Origin of the sequence: Streptomyces sp. NPDC047072 (assembly GCF_040643855.1) — a bacterium.
Taxonomy (GTDB): domain Bacteria; phylum Actinomycetota; class Actinomycetes; order Streptomycetales; family Streptomycetaceae; genus Streptomyces.
This window is the reverse complement of record NZ_JBEYVC010000095.1, coordinates 24,905-40,302: the sequence shown is the minus strand read 5'-3', so window position 1 is coordinate 40,302 and position 15,398 is coordinate 24,905. Positions and strand designations below refer to the sequence as shown.

Here is a 15,398-nt window from a genome sequence, read left to right as displayed (position 1 = left end):
GGAGGGCTACCAGGCACTGCGCGAGGCCGGCGGATCGCAGGCCCTGGCCGAGTTCCACCGGGCCGGGAGGACCCCTGGTCCCAGCGTTCAGCTGGGACCAGGGGTCCTTTTGTTTTTAGAATGCTTGCGGTACCTAAGACAGGAGTCACCATGTCCACCAACTCTCCCGACGACCGACCGGAGCGCGACCAGCGGCGACGGGACGGTGGTGACCGCGGCGATCGCGGTTACCGAGGGGACCGTGGTGGCTTCCGCCGGGACGACAACCGCGGTGGCAGTGACCGCCGGGACAACGACCGTGGCGGCAACCGTGGTGGTGGTTACGCCCGCCGTGACGACCGTCGCGATGACAACCGCGGTGAGCGTGGGGACCGCGGTGGCTTCCGGCGTGATGACAACCGCGGTGGTGGCGGTGGCTACGGCCGGCGTGACGACCGACGCGACGACCGCCGTGAAGGCGACCGTGGGGCTCGCCCCGCGTTCCGTCGTGACGACCGCCCGGCTGGGCCCCGCCGAGACGACCGCGACCGTGACCGCGGGTTCCGGCGCGACGGCGATCGGCCTGCCTTCCGTCGCGACGATCGGCGCGACGACCGCGGGGACCGTGGTGGCTTCCGGCGTGACGACAACCGCGGTGGTGGCGGTGGCTACGGCCGGCGTGACGACCGTGATCGCGCGCCTCGTGGCGATGACCGGGACCGTGGCTTCCGTCGCGACGACCGCGGTGACCGTGGGGATCGCGGTGATCGCGGTGGTTTCCGTCGGGACGACAACCGCGGCGGCTACGAGCGCCGCGAAGACCGACGTGACGACCGACGTGACGATCGGCGCGGTGACGACCGCGGGGACCGTGGCGGCTTCCGTCGTGACAACGACCGTCGCGATGACAACCGCGGTGAGCGTGGGGACCGTGGCGGCTTCCGCCGGGATGACAACCGCGGTGAGCGTGGTGACCGTGGCGGGTTCCGGCGCGATGACAACCGCGGTGGTGATCGTGGTGGTTTCCGTCGGGACGACAGCCGTCGTGACGACAACCGCGGTGGTGGCGGTGGCTACGGACAGCGTGACGACCGTGGCGGGCGTGGTGGCCCCCGCAGGGATGACCGTGGTGGGCGGCCCGGTGGGTTCCGTGGGCGGGACGACCGGCGCGGCGGCGACGATCGCCGTGGCGGTGGGCGGTTCCGGGACGAGCGGGACCGGGACCGTGAGCCGATCAAGCGGCTGCCGATCCCCGAGGACGTCACGGGCGACGAGATCGACAAGGACGTACGGCAGGAGCTGCAGAGCCTGCCGAAGGGGCTTGCCGAGGATGTCGCCAAGAACCTGGTGATGGTCGCGCGGCTCATCGACGAGGAGCCCGAGCGGGCCTACGGCTACTCCAAGGTGGCCCTGCGGCTCGCGTCGCGTGTCGCCGCCGTACGGGAGGCGGCCGGGTTCGCGGCGTACGCGAACCAGAAGTACTCCGAGGCGCTCGCCGAGTTCCGGGCCGCGCGGCGGATGACCGGGTCCGCTGAGCTGTGGCCGGTCATGGCCGACTGCGAGCGTGGGCTCGGGCGGCCGGAGAAGGCGCTGGACATGGCCGGGGCGCCCGAGGTGCAGAAGCTCGACAAGGCCGGCCAGGTGGAGATGCGGCTGGTCGCGGCCGGGGCCCGGCGGGACATGGGGCAGCTGGACGCGGCGATCGTGACGCTGCAGAGCCCCGAGCTGGCCTCCAACTCCGTGCAGCCATGGACCGCCCGTCTGCGGTACGCCTACGCCGACGCGCTGCTCGCCGCCGGGCGGGAGGGCGAGGCGCGGGAGTGGTTCGCCAAGGCCGTGGAGTCCGACAAGGACAGCAGCACCGACGCCTCCGACCGGCTCGCCGAGCTGGACGGGGTCGAGTTCGTGGACGCCTTCGACGGCAACGAGGGTGACGACGACGAGGGCGAGGTCGTGACCGACGCCGCCGAGAAGGCCGTAGAGGACGACGACAAGGACGACCTCGACGACTGAGTGGCATGAAGAGTGGGGCGGGATCCCGGTGACCGGGGCCCCGCCCCTCCTCGTTTCATACGTCCAGCGCGCGCAGGACCAGGCCCGATGCCGGTTTCGGGCCGAAGGACGTCGACTTGCGGGGCATCGTGACGCCCTGGCGGGCCAGGTCGCGTACGACCTCCTCGCGGACCGGGTGCATCAGGACCGCCGTACCGCCGTCGCGTTCCGCCTTCTCGACCGTGGCCGCGGTGTCGTGGATGTAGGCGATGCGGGTCGGGTCGTCTTCGGGGATGTGCCAGACGTGGTCGAGGAGGGTGGCGTGCAGGACCGTGGCGTCCAGGGTGCGCCAGGCGGGCGGGCGGTCCGTGGGGATCGTGCGGGCGAGCAGGTCCGGGTCGGGGCGGTCCAGGAGGTGGAAGGTGCCGTCGCCGGCCAGGAGGAAGGCGTTGCCGGCGCAGGCCGCGTCCGCGAGGGTCTCCAGGGCTTCCGCCAAGGGGGTGTTCAGCTGCCGTATGCGGAACAGGCCGTCCAGGGGGGCCAGGGCCTCGGCCACCGGCAGGCCGTGCAGGAGGCGGTGGATGGCGCGGACGCGGAGCGGGTAGCGGGCCGTGTCGACGAGGAGGACTAGGCCGTAGTCCCAGGGGCTGGGGGAGGGGTGCTCCGCGCGTAGACGGCGGTACGTCGCCCAGCGGTGGTGGCCGTCGGCGATGAGGGCCTGGTGCCGGCCCAGGTCCGCCTGGACGCGGGCCACTTCGGCGGGGTCGGTGATCGACCACAGGCGGTGGCTGTAGCCGTCCTCGGTGGTCGTGGACAGGAGCGGGGGCTGCTCCGCCGTGTGTTCCACCAGGGCGGCCGTGGAGCCGTTGCCGCGGTAGGTGAGGAGCAGGGGTTCGAGGTTCGCCGAGGTGGCGCGCATCAGGGCCGCGCGGTCGGCGACCACATGAGGCATGACGTCCTCGTGTGGCAGGACCACACCTTCCGAAGGCTCCGAGAGGCGCAGCGTGCCGATGATGCCGCGTTGGAGGAGGCCGGCGTCGTCGTGCTGTTCGTAGACGTAGAAACCGGGTTCGGGGTCGGCGGCCAGGATGCCCTCGGCGAGCCAGCGACGCAGGGTGCGGGCCGCCTGGTCGTTGCGCTCGGCCGGGGTGGTGGCCTGGGGGAGGATCAGTCGCACGATGTTGTACGGGTCGTTCGACTGGAGCTGGTGCAGGCCGTCGGGGCGGACCACGACGTCGTACGGCGGGGAAGTGACGGCCGCCAGGCTGCCGACCCGGTCGGGGTCGTAGCGGAGGCCTCGGAACGGGGTGAGTTCCAGGCCTCGGGGCGCCGTTGCTTCCGGGTGACCTGCTGTGTTCATCCCGGCATCGTACGGGTGTCAGTGGCGTGAGGGATGATCGGGGGAAAGGCCGTCGAACGAGGAGCGATGCGGAATGAGCCAGGGTGTCAGGACGAGGCCCGCGGGCAGTGGACAGGCCCTGAGCGAGGCGTACGACACCGCGCTGCTCGACCTGGACGGGGTGGTGTACGCGGGTGGGAACGCGATCGCGCACGCCGTCGAGTCGCTCGCCGTCGCGCGTGAGGGCGGTATGCATCTCGCGTATGTCACCAACAACGCGCTGCGGACGCCCGACACCGTCGCCGAGCACCTCAGCGAGCTGGGCATACCGACGGGGGCCGATGACGTCATCACCTCCGCGCAGGCGGTCGCGCGGCTGATCAGCGAGCAGGTGCCGACGGGTGCGCGGGTGCTCGTGATCGGGGGCGAGGGGCTGCGGGTGGCGCTGCGGGAGCGGGGTCTTGAGCCCGTGGAGTCGGCGGACGACAACCCGGCGGCGGTCGTCCAGGGCTTCGGCGGGCCCGACCTGCCCTGGGGGCGGTTCGCCGAGGCGAGCTATGCCGTCGCGCGCGGGGTGCCCTGGTTCGCGTCCAACACCGATCTCACGATTCCGAGCGGACGGGGGATCGCGCCGGGCAACGGCGCGGCGGTGGAGGTCGTGCGGATCGCGACCGGTGCGGAGCCGCAGGTCGCGGGGAAGCCGCTGCCGCCGATGCACCGGGAGACGATCCTGCGGACCGGCGCGAAGCGGCCGCTGGTGGTCGGGGACCGGCTGGACACCGACATCGAGGGGGCGTTCAACGGCGAGGTGGACTCGCTGCTCGTGCTCACCGGCGTCACGGACGGCGCCCAGCTGCTGGCCGCGCCGCCGCAGCACCGGCCGACGTATGTGGACGCCGATCTGCGGGGGCTGCTCACGGGACAGCCGGAGGTGACGGAGGCGTCGCAGGGCTTCCGGTGCGGAGGTTGGACCGCGGTGGCCGGACCCGAACGGCTCGAACTCGACGGTGACGGCGAGGCGTTGGACGGTCTGCGGGCGCTGTGCGCGGCGGCCTGGACGGCGGCAGGGGAGGGTGTGTGCGAGCTGGACACGGGGAAGGCGCTGGCGAGGCTGGGGCTCTGAAACCACTGCCTGTTCCTGTGGGTCCGCCTGCGTTCCGGCCTCGGTATCGTGGCCGGTTCGGAGGGTAGGCTAACCTAACCACGTGTTGGTCGACAGTCCTCCCGAACAGCGCGCGGAGACCGCCCCCGCGCCCCCGACCCGCCGGGTGACCCGAGCCCTCGGACTCTTCGTCTCCGCGGCGATCCTCTTGGCCGTCGCGGTGGCGAGCATCGCCGTCGGCGCGAAGGGGCTGTCCGTCGAACAGGTCTGGCACGGGCTGTTCCAGGACACGGGGACGTACGCCGACGTCGTGGTGGCCGACCGGCTCTCGCGGACCGTTCTCGGGCTGCTCGCCGGTGCCGCGCTCGGCCTGTCCGGCGCGGTGCTCCAGGCGCTGACCCGCAACCCGCTGGCCGACCCGGGGCTGCTCGGCATCAACGCGGGCGCGTCCGCCGCGGTGGTCACCGCGATCACGTTCTTCGGCGTCACTTCGCTGCGCGGCTACGTGTGGTTCGCGTTCCTCGGCGCGGCCGCGGTCGGCGCCCTGGTCTGGTTCCTCGGCGGCAGCCGCGGCGCCACCCCGGTCCGGCTCGCGCTGGCCGGTACGGCGATCAGCGCGGCGCTGTACGGCTACCTCCAGGCCGTGATGATCACGGACGACGCGGCACTGAACAAGATGCGCTTCTGGACGGTCGGTTCACTGTCCTCGGCGACGGACTCGACCATCCTCCAGGTGCTGCCCTTCCTCGCGGTCGGCACGGTCCTCGCGCTCGCGCTCGCCCGGCCGCTCAACGCCGTGGAGATGGGCGACGACACCGCCAAGGCGCTCGGCGCCAACCTCAACCGCACCCGGGCGCTGGCCATGCTCGCCGCGGTCGTGCTGTGCGGGGCCGCGACCGCCGCCTGCGGCCCGATCGTGTTCGTCGGTCTGATGGTCCCGCACATCGTGCGCTCCTTCACCGGCCCCGACCTGCGCTGGATCCTGCCGTACGCGACGATCCTGTCGCCCGTGCTGCTGCTCGGCTCCGACGTCATCGGGCGGATCGTCGCCCGGCCTGCGGAGATCCAGGTCGGCATCGTCACCGCGCTCATCGGCGGGCCGGTCTTCATTCTTCTCGTACGACGGCGGAGGACGGCCCAGCTGTGAGGACCAACCGTGCCATCAGGACCCCCGGCGGGCTCTCGGTCAGGCTCGACGTGCGGGCCACCGTCGTCGTCGCCATGATCCTGGTCGCCGCGCTCACCGCGAGCGTCGTGCTGATCGGCACCGGCGACTTCCCGATCCCGGCCGGGGACGTACTGAAGACGTTGTTCGGGAACGGCAACGCGGGGCAGGAGTTCATCGTCAACGAGCTGCGGCTGCCGCGGGTCCTCGTCGGACTCCTGGTCGGCGCCTCGCTCGGCCTCGGCGGCGCCCTCTTCCAGGCCATCTCCCGCAATCCGCTGGGCAGTCCGGACGTGCTCGGACTCTCCCAGGGAGCGACGGCCGGGGCGCTCACAATGATCGTGCTGTTCTCCGGGAACTCCGCGCAGATCACCACCGGCGCCCTGGTGGGCGGTCTGGCGACGGGGCTCGCCATCTATCTGCTCGCCTGGAAGCAGGGCGTGCACGGCTACCGGCTCGTGCTCGTCGGCATCGGCGTCTCCGCGGTCGTCACGGCCGTCAACGGCTATCTGCTGACCAAGTCCACGCTCACCGAGGCCGCCCAGGCCGTCGTCTGGATGACCGGCTCGCTCAGCGGCCGGGACTGGGACCAGGTCTGGCCGCTGCTCTGGCTCTGCGCGGTCCTCGTCCCGTTCGTCCTCGCCAACGCGCGCGGCCTGCGGATGATGGAGATGGGCGACGACGTGTCGAACGCCCTGGGCGTGCGCGTCGAGCGGGTACGGCTGCTGCTGCTCGTGGCCGCCGTCCTGTTCACCGCCGCCGCCACCGCGGCCGCCGGACCGGTCAGCTTCGTCGCGCTCACCGCGCCGCAGCTGGCCCGCCGCCTGACCCGGTCGCCCGGCCCCAACCTGCTGCCGTCGATGTGCATGGGCGCGACCCTCCTGGTCGCCTCCGACTGGATCTCACAGAAGGTCTTCGGCGCCGACCAGCTGCCCGTCGGTGTGGTCACCGGCGTCCTCGGCGGTGTCTACCTGCTGTGGCTGCTGGTCACCGAGCGCAGGGCGGGCCGGATATGAACACCCCGAGGAGCACAAGGAGCACCGTGAACCGCCTGTCCGCCGACACCGTCACCCTCGCCTACGACCAGCGGGTCATCGCCGAGGAGCTGTCGGTGGAGATACCCGACAACTCCTTCACGGTGATCGTCGGCCCGAACGCGTGCGGCAAGTCGACACTGCTGCGGGCCCTCTCCCGGATGCTGAAGCCCAGCCAGGGCAAGGTGCTGCTGGACGGGCAGGTCATCCAGTCGATGCCGGCCAAGAAGGTCGCCCGCACCCTCGGTCTGCTCCCGCAGTCCTCGATCGCGCCGGACGGGATCACCGTCGCCGACCTCGTCGGCCGCGGCCGCTACCCCCACCAGGGCATCCTGCGCCAGTGGTCCACCGAGGACGAGCGGGTCGTCCAGGAGTCGATGACCCAGACCGGGGTCGCGGAACTCGCGGACCGGTACGTCGACGAGCTGTCCGGCGGTCAGCGGCAGCGCGTGTGGATCGCCATGGCGCTCGCCCAGCAGACCCCGCTGCTACTCCTCGACGAGCCGACCACCTACCTCGACATCCAGCACCAGATCGACGTCCTCGACCTCTGCGCCGAACTCCACGAGGAGCAGGGCCGCACGCTCGTCGCCGTCCTGCACGACCTCAACCACGCGGCCCGGTACGCGACCCATCTCATCGCGCTGAAGAGCGGGAAGATCATCGCCGAGGGGTCGCCGAACGAGATCGTCACAGCCGAGCTGGTCGAGGAGGTCTTCGGGCTGCGCTGCCAGGTCATCGACGACCCGGAGACGGGGACACCGCTGGTGGTGCCGGCGGCGCGGAAGGCACGCGCGCGCGTGGACGCCGTAGAAAAGGCGTAAAGGCCTACAGAAGCTTCCTGAGCTGGAACAGGTCCCTCAGGCCCGCCTCCAGCTTCACCCGGCCCGAGCCCCAGGCCTTGGCGAAGTTCAGCTCGCCGTTCACCAGGGCCACCAGGTCGTCGCCGGACAGGGCCAGCCTGATCTGGGCCTTCTCCTTCGGAGGGCCCTGGAGGGTGTCGTGCACCACGATCCGGCCGCCGGTCATCCGGCCGACGAAGGTGACGTCGAGGTCGGTGATACGGCAGCTCACGGAGCGGTCCATGGACGCCGCCGCGGCGACGTCCCCCTCGGCGTGCTGCATGGAGTCGGAGAGCTTCTCGAGTGCGGCGCGGCACTCCTCGATCGTGGCCATCGCGATCGACGGTACCCCAGCGGTTCGGGGTAGCGTCTGGGCATGAGCGACGCAGTTCCAGAGCCTTCACAAGAGGTCGCGGCCGAACCCGAGGACGACCCGGCCGCCCCCGCGCCTCTGAACGTGCCCCGCACCCCCACCGGCGACGCCGGGGTCGACGCCCAGCTGGAGCGGCTCGGCGATACCGATCACCTCGCCACCGACGGACACGTCGAGGTGTACGAGGATGTACACCGAGGGCTGCGCGACGCGCTCACCGCGCTCGACGCCCGCCCGGGACCTCCGGCGCCCTCACCGTCGTACCAGAAGCCGTACCAAAACAGGAGCTGAACCGAACGTGGCAGGAGTCGCACGTCGTCGTCTGGACGCGGAGCTGGTGCGCCGCAAGCTCGCGCGCTCGCGCGAGCACGCCAGCCAGCTGATCGCGGCCGGGCGGGTCACCGTCGGCAAGACCGTCGCGACCAAGCCCGCCACCCAGGTGGAGACCGCGGCCGCGATCGTGGTGCAGAGCGACGACGGCGATCCCGACTACGTGTCCCGGGGCGGGCACAAGCTTGCGGGCGCGCTCCAGGCGTTCGTACCGCGCGGGCTCGTCGTCGAGGGGCGGCGGGCGCTGGACGCCGGCGCGTCCACCGGCGGATTCACCGATGTGCTGCTGCGCGCCGGGGCCGCGCACGTCGTCGCCGTGGACGTCGGATACGGACAACTCGCATGGTCTCTCCAGAGCGATGAACGCGTCACCGTCAAGGACCGTACGAACGTACGCGAGTTGACGCTCGAAGCGATCGATGGGGAACCAGTGGATCTTGTCGTGGGGGATCTGTCCTTCATCCCGCTCGGCCTGGTGCTGCCCGCCCTGGTGCGGTGTACGAAGCCGGATGCCGATCTGGTGATGATGGTCAAGCCACAGTTCGAGGTGGGGAAGGAGCGGCTGGGCAGCGGCGGGGTGGTCCGCAGTACCCAGTTGCGGGCCGACGCCGTGCGCGGTGTGGCCGAGAAGGCGGGAGAACTCGGGCTCGGGGTCGAGGGGGTCACGGCCAGTCCGTTGCCCGGCCCTTCGGGCAATGTCGAGTACTTTCTGTGGCTGCGAGCCGGGGCACCCGCCCTGGACCCGGCCGATGTTGACCGTGCAGTGGCGGAGGGGCCGCGTTGACACAGAACTCATCTCGTACGGTTTTCCTGCTGGCCCACACCGGGCGGCCCGCGGCGATCCGCAGTGCCGAACTGGTGGTCAAGGGGTTGCTGCGGGAGGGCATCGGTGTCCGCGTCCTGGAGTACGAGGCCCATGATCTGCCGCTGCCCGAAGAGGTGGAACTCGTCAAGGAGGCGACCGCGCAGTGCCTCGAAGGGTGCGAGCTGCTGATCGTGCTCGGCGGGGACGGGACGCTGCTGCGGGGGGCCGAGTTCGCGCGCGCGTCCGGGGTGCCGATGCTGGGCGTCAACCTCGGGAGCGTGGGGTTCCTCGCGGAGGCCGAGCGGGACGATCTCGACAAGGTCGTCGACCGGGTGGTGTCCAGGTCGTACGAGGTCGAGGAGCGGATGACTGTTGATGTCGTCGTTCATCGGAACGGGGACATCGTTCATACGGACTGGGCTTTGAACGAGGCGGCTGTTCAGAAGGCCGGTGCGGAGAAGCTGCTTGAGGTTGTCCTTGAGATCGATGGGCGGCCGGTCACGGGGTTCGGGTGTGACGGGATCGTGCTGTCGACGCCTACCGGGTCCACGGCGTATGCGTTCTCCGCGGGTGGGCCTGTGGTGTGGCCTGAGGTCGAGGCGTTGTTGATGGTGCCGATCTCCGCGCACGCGTTGTTCGCGAAGCCGTTGGTGACCTCGCCGAACTCTGTGCTGGCGGTGGAGTTGTTGCCGCACATTCCGCCGGGGGTTCTCTGGTGTGACGGGCGGCGGACGTTCGAGTTGCCGCCGGGGGCGCGGGTTGAGGTGCGGCGGGGGGCTGTGCCGGTGCGGTTGGCTCGGTTGCATCATGCGTCGTTCACGGATCGGCTGGTGGCGAAGTTCGCGTTGCCGGTTTCCGGGTGGCGGGGGGCGCCTCACTAGCCATCTGTGGGGGGTGGTTGCGGAGCGTGGGCGGCTGCTGGTGGTTCGTGGTTGCTCGCGCAGTTCCCCGCGCCCCTAAAAACCTCCACTCGCCCGAGTGACTAGGGGGCCTCGCATCTCCTTGGCTGGACCTCGTAAGGTCTTCACCGTGCTGGAAGAGATGCGGATACGGTCGCTCGGAGTCATCGATGACGCTGTCGTCGAACTGTCGCCCGGGTTCACGGCTGTCACCGGTGAGACGGGTGCGGGCAAGACCATGGTGGTCACCAGCCTCGGGCTGTTGCTCGGTGGGCGGGCCGATGCGGCGCTCGTGCGGATCGGGGCCGAGAAAGCGGTCGTGGAAGGGCGGATCACCGTGTCCGCCGGGGACCCGGTCGCCGTACGGGCCGAGGAGGCCGGGGCCGAGCTGGACGACGGTGCGCTGCTGATCAGCCGTACCGTTTCCGCCGAAGGGCGGTCCCGGGCGCATCTGGGCGGGCGGTCGGTGCCCGTGGGGGTGCTGGCCGAGCTCGCCGACGAACTGGTCGCCGTGCACGGGCAGACCGACCAGCAGGGGCTGCTGAAGCTCACCCGGCAGCGCCAGGCGCTCGACCGGTACGCCGGGGACGCCGTCGCGGGGCCGCTGGCCAAGTACGGCGAGGCGTACCGGCGGCTGCGGGCCGTCTCCGTCGAGCTGGAGGAGATCGTCACGCGCGCGCGTGAGCGGGCCCAGGAAGCCGACATGCTGCGGTACGGCCTCGACGAGATCGCCGGCGTCGAGCCGCGGGCCGGTGAGGACGTGGAGCTGGCGGAGGAGGCGGAGCGGCTCGGGCACGCGGAGGCGCTGTCGTCGGCCGCCACGGCCGGGCACGCCGCCCTCGCGGGCAACCCCGAGGACCCCGAGGGCATCGACGCCACCACGCTCGTCGCGGGGGCCCAGCGGGCCCTGGACGCCGTACGGTCCTACGACCCCGCCCTGGCCGCGCTCGCGGACCGGATCGGGGAGATCGGGATCCTGCTCGGCGATGTGGCGGGGGAGCTGGCCGGGTACGCCGACGACCTCGACGCCGATCCGCTGCGGCTGGCGGCCGTCGAGGAGCGGCGGGCCGCACTCACCGCGCTGACGCGGAAGTACGGCGAGAACGTCGCCGCGGTGCTCGGCTGGGCCGAGCAGAGCGCCGCGCGCCTGACCGAACTCGACAGCGACGACGAGCGGATCGAGGAGCTGGCCGCCGAGCGGGACGCGCTGCGGAGCGAACTGGGCGGGCTGGCGCAGGCGTTGACGGACGCGCGGACCGAGGCAGCGGAGCGGTTCGCGGCGGCGGTGACGGCGGAGCTGGCGTCGCTCGCGATGCCCCACGCGCGCGTGTCCTTCTCCCTCCGCCAGACCGAGGACCCGGAGGGCGTGGAGGTCGACGGGCGTCCCGTCGCCTACGGGCCGTCCGGTGTCGACGAGGTCGAACTGCTGCTCGCCCCGCACCCGGGCGCTCCGCCGCGGCCCATCGCCAAGGGCGCGTCCGGCGGTGAGCTCTCGCGCGTGATGCTGGCCGTCGAGGTCGTGTTCGCGGGGACGGATCCCGTGCCGACGTATCTCTTCGACGAGGTCGACGCCGGAGTCGGCGGCAAGGCGGCGGTCGAGATCGGGCGCCGGCTCGCGCGGCTCGCGAAGACCGCGCAGGTCGTCGTCGTGACACACCTTCCGCAGGTCGCCGCGTTCGCCGACCGGCAGCTGCTCGTCGAGAAGACCAACGACGGGTCCGTGACGCGGTCCGGCGTGAAGGTCCTCGAAGGCGAGGAGCGGGTACGGGAGTTGTCCCGGATGCTGGCCGGCCAGGAGGACTCCGAGACGGCACGGGCCCATGCGGAGGAGCTGCTGGCGACGGCCAGGGCGGACGCGTGAGGTCTGCGGGGGCGTCCCTCGGGCTCACCGCCGCCCTGACCCGCGTCGGCATGTCGGTCCTGCGGGCCACAGCGCCGGGTGGGCGGGAGGGGTGGGAGCGGACCAACTACGCCGGGCGGACGGTGGAGTTGTACGCCGGGCCCGCGGTCGCCCTCGCGGTGACCCTGGGGGTGGGACGGGTGCGTCCTGCCGCGGGGCTTGCCGTCGGTGTCGCGGGGCTCTGTGGGGCCTACGACGATGTCGCCGGGGACCACAGGCGGGGGTTCCGGGAGCATCTGGCCGCACTGCGGGACGGTGAAGTCACCAGCGGGGCGGTCAAGTTGTTCGGGATTTCGGCGGCCGGGCTGGTGGCGGGCGCGCTGATGAAGGAGCGGGTTCTCGACAAGGTGCTGGCCGGTGTGGTCATCGCCGGGGCCGCGCATTTCGTGAACCTGGTGGATGTACGGCCCGGTCGGGCGGCCGGGGTGGTGGCCGTGCTCGGGGTGCCGGGGATGGTGCGGTCGGAGTCGGCCGCGGTGGCCGTGGGCGGTGCGGGGGCCGTGCTGCCGGATGACCTCGGTGCGCGGGTGATGATCGGGGATGTGGGGACACATGAGTCGTATGTCGGCTTACGGCCGGTGGGGGCTTGTCGCGCAGTTCCCCGCGCCCCTAAAAGACAGGTCGGATCCCTGGCCTCACTCTTGTGAGTGACCCTCTGCGCCACGCACCCCCTCCCTGATCTGCGCATTCCCGGAACACCCGTACGTGCTGGCATCCTTGGGGGGGAACCCGTCACGCGTAGGAAGCGCGCGGTACACCCCTCCGCTCGATACCTTCTGTACGTTTCCTCGTGACCGCCCGACGCCGAACCAGGAGCCCCGGCCACGTGACCCCCGTGAGCAGCCCCTCACCGCACGGCCAGTTGTCGCTGCGCACCGTGCAGGTGCTGGGCGGCGGCAACGCCGGCAGCAGCGCGCATGTGCGCTCTCTCACCTCGGGGCTGGTCGCACGGGGCGTGCGGGTCACGGTGTGCGCCCCCGCAGAGGCGGATCGCGCCTACGACTTCACCGGCGCCGGTGCCGAACACGTGCACATCCCCCGCAGCAGCGACCCGGGATCCGTGGCCGCGCTCCGGGCCGCCTGCACGGACGCCGACCTGGTGCACGCACACGGCCTGCACGCCTCCTTCCGCGCCGTGCTCGCACTCAGCGGACGGCAGACCCCGCTCGTCGTCACCTGGCACGACCGGGCGTACGCGGAAGGCGCGCGCGCCCACTTCGTACGCCTGTTGGAGCGGCGGGTCGTGAAGGCCGCCTCCGTGGTCCTCGGTTCCACGTCCGTCCTCGTGGACCGCGCCCGCCGGACCGGCGCCCGGGACGCCCGCCTCGCCGCGGTCGCCCTGCCCGGGTCCCGCGGGACCGTCGAGCGGGAGGACCCCGACCGGCTGCGGGCCAAGGTGCGGGCCGAACTCGGCGCCACCGGGCGGCCGTTGCTGATGGCGGTCGGGGCACTGGAGCGGCACCGGGGCTACGAGACGCTGCTGGACGCCACGCACGCGTGGTGCCGGCTCGACCCCGTGCCGCTGGTCGTCGTCGCGGGCGAGGGGCCGCTGCGGGCGGTCCTGCAGAGCCGTATCGAGGAAGAGGGGCTGCCCGTCCGGCTCATCGGACGGCGGGAGGACATCGGCGAGTTGCTCGCCGCCGCCGATCTCGCCCTGCTGCCCAGCCGGTGGGAGGCGCGCTCCGTGCTCGCCCAGGAGGCGTTCCACGCGCGCGTGCCGCTCGTCGCGACCGCGGTCGGCGGAATTCCCGAACTGGTCGGCGACGCGGCCGAACTCGTCCCGTACGGCGAGTCGAAGGCGCTCGCCGACGCCGTCGTACGACTGCTCGGTGATCTGGAGCGGCGGGAGCTGCTCGTGGAGCGGGGTGTGCGACAGGCGGCGACCTGGCCGACGGAGGACGAGACCGTCGCCCAAGTGCTCAGCGTCTACGACGAGTTGACCCAGCCGCGCACACTCCTGTGAGGAGACGCTAGGGCACGTGCCGGCGGGCCCGCAGTGCCAGGCTCAACGCCAGGACCGTCTGCGGGTCGTCGAGGTCCGTGCCGAGCAACTCCCCGATGCGGGCGAGGCGGTTGTAGAGGGTCTGCCGGTTGAGGTGGAGTTCGCGGGCGGTCTCCGCCTTGCGGCCGGCGTGCGCGAGGTAGGTCTCCAGGGTGGGCAGCAGCGGCGGCTTGGAGCGGTCGTCGTGGGCGCGCAGCGGGCCGATCGCGCGGTCCACGAAGGCCGCCAGGTCCGGGTGGTCGCGCAGCCGCCACAGCAGCAGGTCGATGTCGAGGCGGCGGGCGTCGTACCAGAGGCGGTCGGACAGGCCCTGGGCCGCCGTCGCCGTCTCGGCCGCGTGTCTGAGGCCCGCCGAGGCCGCCGCCCAGCCGCCCGCGACACCGACGACCACGACCGGCGGCCGGTCTCCGGGCCGCTGCATCCCGGCCCGCTCCACGCCCGCCCGCAGCGCCGCCGCGACCCGGTCCGCGACCGCCGGCCGCTCCGGCTCCGAGCGCAGGCCCAGGAGGACCAGCACACGGCCCTCGACGGGTCGTACCCCCAGCAGGACCGGTACCCCGACCGAGGCCAGCTCCTCGGAGACCGCGCGGGCCAGGACCGCCCAGCCGCCGCCCGAGGAGCCGAGGTGCATCACCACCGGCAGCAGCGGGCCGGTGCCCGGCTTGAAGCCCAGCACGCGCGCCTGCGCGGGCGCGTCCTCCGCCGCGATGCGGCCCTCGGCGAGGTCGGTGAGGAAGTCGCCGCGGCCGCGCGCCGCCAGCTCCTCCTCCTGACGGGCCTGCATCAGCACCACGGCCAGGATGCCCGCCGCCCGCTCGGCCGCCATGCGGTGCACCGGGGCCAGCGGCGCCCGTACCGGCAGCAGCACCAGCCGCGCCCGTACCGACCCCGTCCCCGGGCCGCCGCCGGGCACGTCCACGAGGACCGAGCCGGCCGGCGGGGTGTCCTTGTGCTGGCCGCGCAGCCCCTCCCAGACCTGGAGCGGGTCGGCGCCCTCGGGGCCCTCCCCGGCGGCGTACAGGAGCCGTCCGTCGGGCGTCTCCAGGAAGACCGGGTTGCCGCCGAAGTCGGCGAGGATGCCGAGGACCTGGGGGACACCGCCGCCGCCGAGGAGGGCCTCCGTGCAGCGGCGGTGCACCTCCTCCGCCCGCTGGAGCAGCGCGTAGTGGCCGTTGACGATCTCGGTGTGGATCTCCTCGGTGACCGTCACGAACGGCACCTCGCGGTGCAGCTGGACCAGCGGCAGCCCGGTCGCGCGGGCCGTGTCGACGAGGGTCGCGGGCAGGCGTGTGAAGCGCGGGCCCAGCTCCACGACCAGGGCGGCGATCCCGCGCTCGGCGAGGGTACGGACGAACGCGCGCTGTTCGGCCGGACGGGTGCCGAGGCCGTAGCCCGTGGTCAGCAGCAGCTCCCCGCCCTTCAGCAGGGAGGCGATGTGGGGCACCTCGCCCGCGTGCACCCACCGCACGGTCCGGTGCAGCCGGTCCGCGCCCGCGAGGATCTCCGGGAGCCCGCTGCGCAGACCGGGCAGCTCCAGTGCCCGCTGCACGGTGATCCCGGCGCCCTGGGTGTCGAATCCGCTGCTCGTAGCGCTGTCCATGAGCCGGACGCTACCCGAGGCGTGCCCGATGCCGTG

General features: G+C 72.4%; 15 protein-coding genes. 12 read left to right on the top strand and 3 right to left on the bottom strand.

What is annotated here, in order from left to right; all coding sequences use genetic code 11:
• Nucleotides 1-1,330, top strand: a 1,330-nt coding sequence (locus ABZ896_RS32200; protein ID WP_360936794.1) for a hypothetical protein, incomplete at its 5' end; no start/stop codon positions are given.
• Complete coding sequence (locus ABZ896_RS32195) at nt 1,222-1,992, top strand: hypothetical protein (protein WP_360936792.1); 771 nt, start codon at nt 1,222-1,224, stop codon at nt 1,990-1,992. The genes ABZ896_RS32200 and ABZ896_RS32195, both read left to right, overlap by 109 nt.
• Before the next feature lie 55 nt (nt 1,993-2,047).
• On the opposite strand, the gene ABZ896_RS32190 is transcribed toward ABZ896_RS32195, so the two are convergent.
• Nucleotides 2,048-3,331, bottom strand: a complete 1,284-nt coding sequence (locus ABZ896_RS32190; RefSeq protein WP_360936780.1) for a DUF1015 domain-containing protein — start codon at nt 3,329-3,331, stop codon at nt 2,048-2,050.
• A gap of 73 nt (nt 3,332-3,404) precedes the next feature.
• Between ABZ896_RS32190 and ABZ896_RS32185 the strand changes: the two genes are divergently transcribed.
• The 4 genes from ABZ896_RS32185 to ABZ896_RS32170 all read left to right on the top strand — a co-directional run bounded on the left by ABZ896_RS32185 (nt 3,405) and on the right by ABZ896_RS32170 (nt 7,435).
• Nucleotides 3,405-4,433, top strand: coding sequence for an HAD hydrolase-like protein (locus tag ABZ896_RS32185; RefSeq protein WP_360936778.1), 1,029 nt, complete (start codon nt 3,405-3,407; stop codon nt 4,431-4,433).
• Between the two features lie 82 nt (nt 4,434-4,515).
• Entirely contained in the window at nt 4,516-5,559 is a 1,044-nt protein-coding gene (locus ABZ896_RS32180) for an iron chelate uptake ABC transporter family permease subunit (RefSeq protein WP_360936776.1), read from the top strand.
• On the top strand, nt 5,556-6,593 hold the full coding sequence (locus tag ABZ896_RS32175) for an iron chelate uptake ABC transporter family permease subunit (RefSeq protein WP_360936774.1): 1,038 nt from the start codon (nt 5,556-5,558) through the stop codon (nt 6,591-6,593). The genes ABZ896_RS32180 and ABZ896_RS32175 overlap by 4 nt, the downstream gene beginning before the upstream one ends.
• Entirely contained in the window at nt 6,590-7,435 is an 846-nt protein-coding gene (locus ABZ896_RS32170; protein ID WP_360936772.1) for an ABC transporter ATP-binding protein, read from the top strand. The genes ABZ896_RS32175 and ABZ896_RS32170 overlap by 4 nt, the downstream gene beginning before the upstream one ends.
• Nucleotides 7,436-7,439: 4 nt before the next feature.
• Here the strand turns inward: ABZ896_RS32170 and ABZ896_RS32165 are convergent, their stop codons facing one another.
• Nucleotides 7,440-7,787, bottom strand: a complete 348-nt coding sequence (locus ABZ896_RS32165; protein ID WP_360936770.1) for an SCP2 sterol-binding domain-containing protein — start codon at nt 7,785-7,787, stop codon at nt 7,440-7,442.
• A 42-nt stretch (nt 7,788-7,829) separates the two neighbouring features.
• On the opposite strand from ABZ896_RS32165, the gene ABZ896_RS32160 reads away from it, so the two are divergent.
• The 6 genes from ABZ896_RS32160 (at nt 7,830) to ABZ896_RS32135 (ending at nt 13,723) form a co-directional block, all read left to right on the top strand.
• Nucleotides 7,830-8,117 carry a hypothetical protein gene (locus ABZ896_RS32160; RefSeq protein WP_360936768.1) on the top strand — a complete coding sequence of 96 codons (288 nt, stop codon included), beginning with the start codon at nt 7,830-7,832 and terminating at the stop codon, nt 8,115-8,117.
• A gap of 7 nt (nt 8,118-8,124) precedes the next feature.
• A complete protein-coding gene (locus ABZ896_RS32155; RefSeq protein WP_360936766.1) occupies nt 8,125-8,940 on the top strand; it encodes a TlyA family RNA methyltransferase in 816 nt (271 codons plus the stop codon).
• Nucleotides 8,937-9,842 carry an NAD kinase gene (locus ABZ896_RS32150; RefSeq protein ID WP_360936764.1) on the top strand — a complete coding sequence of 302 codons (906 nt, stop codon included), beginning with the start codon at nt 8,937-8,939 and terminating at the stop codon, nt 9,840-9,842. The genes ABZ896_RS32155 and ABZ896_RS32150 overlap by 4 nt, the downstream gene beginning before the upstream one ends.
• A gap of 160 nt (nt 9,843-10,002) precedes the next feature.
• The gene (gene recN, locus ABZ896_RS32145) at nt 10,003-11,721 is read left to right on the top strand and encodes a DNA repair protein RecN (RefSeq protein WP_360936790.1); all 1,719 of its coding nucleotides are present in this window, start codon (nt 10,003-10,005) and stop codon (nt 11,719-11,721) included.
• 50 nt (nt 11,722-11,771) lie between these two features.
• Complete coding sequence (locus tag ABZ896_RS32140; RefSeq protein WP_360936788.1) at nt 11,772-12,407, top strand: hypothetical protein; 636 nt, start codon at nt 11,772-11,774, stop codon at nt 12,405-12,407.
• A gap of 179 nt (nt 12,408-12,586) precedes the next feature.
• Nucleotides 12,587-13,723, top strand: a complete 1,137-nt coding sequence (locus tag ABZ896_RS32135) for a glycosyltransferase family 4 protein (RefSeq protein ID WP_360936762.1) — start codon at nt 12,587-12,589, stop codon at nt 13,721-13,723.
• 7 nt (nt 13,724-13,730) lie between these two features.
• Here ABZ896_RS32135 and ABZ896_RS32130 read toward each other — a convergent pair whose 3' ends face one another.
• Nucleotides 13,731-15,362: a PucR family transcriptional regulator ligand-binding domain-containing protein gene (locus tag ABZ896_RS32130; RefSeq protein WP_360936760.1), complete on the bottom strand. Its 1,632-nt coding sequence runs from the start codon at nt 15,360-15,362 to the stop codon at nt 13,731-13,733.
• Nucleotides 15,363-15,398 lie beyond the last annotated feature (36 nt).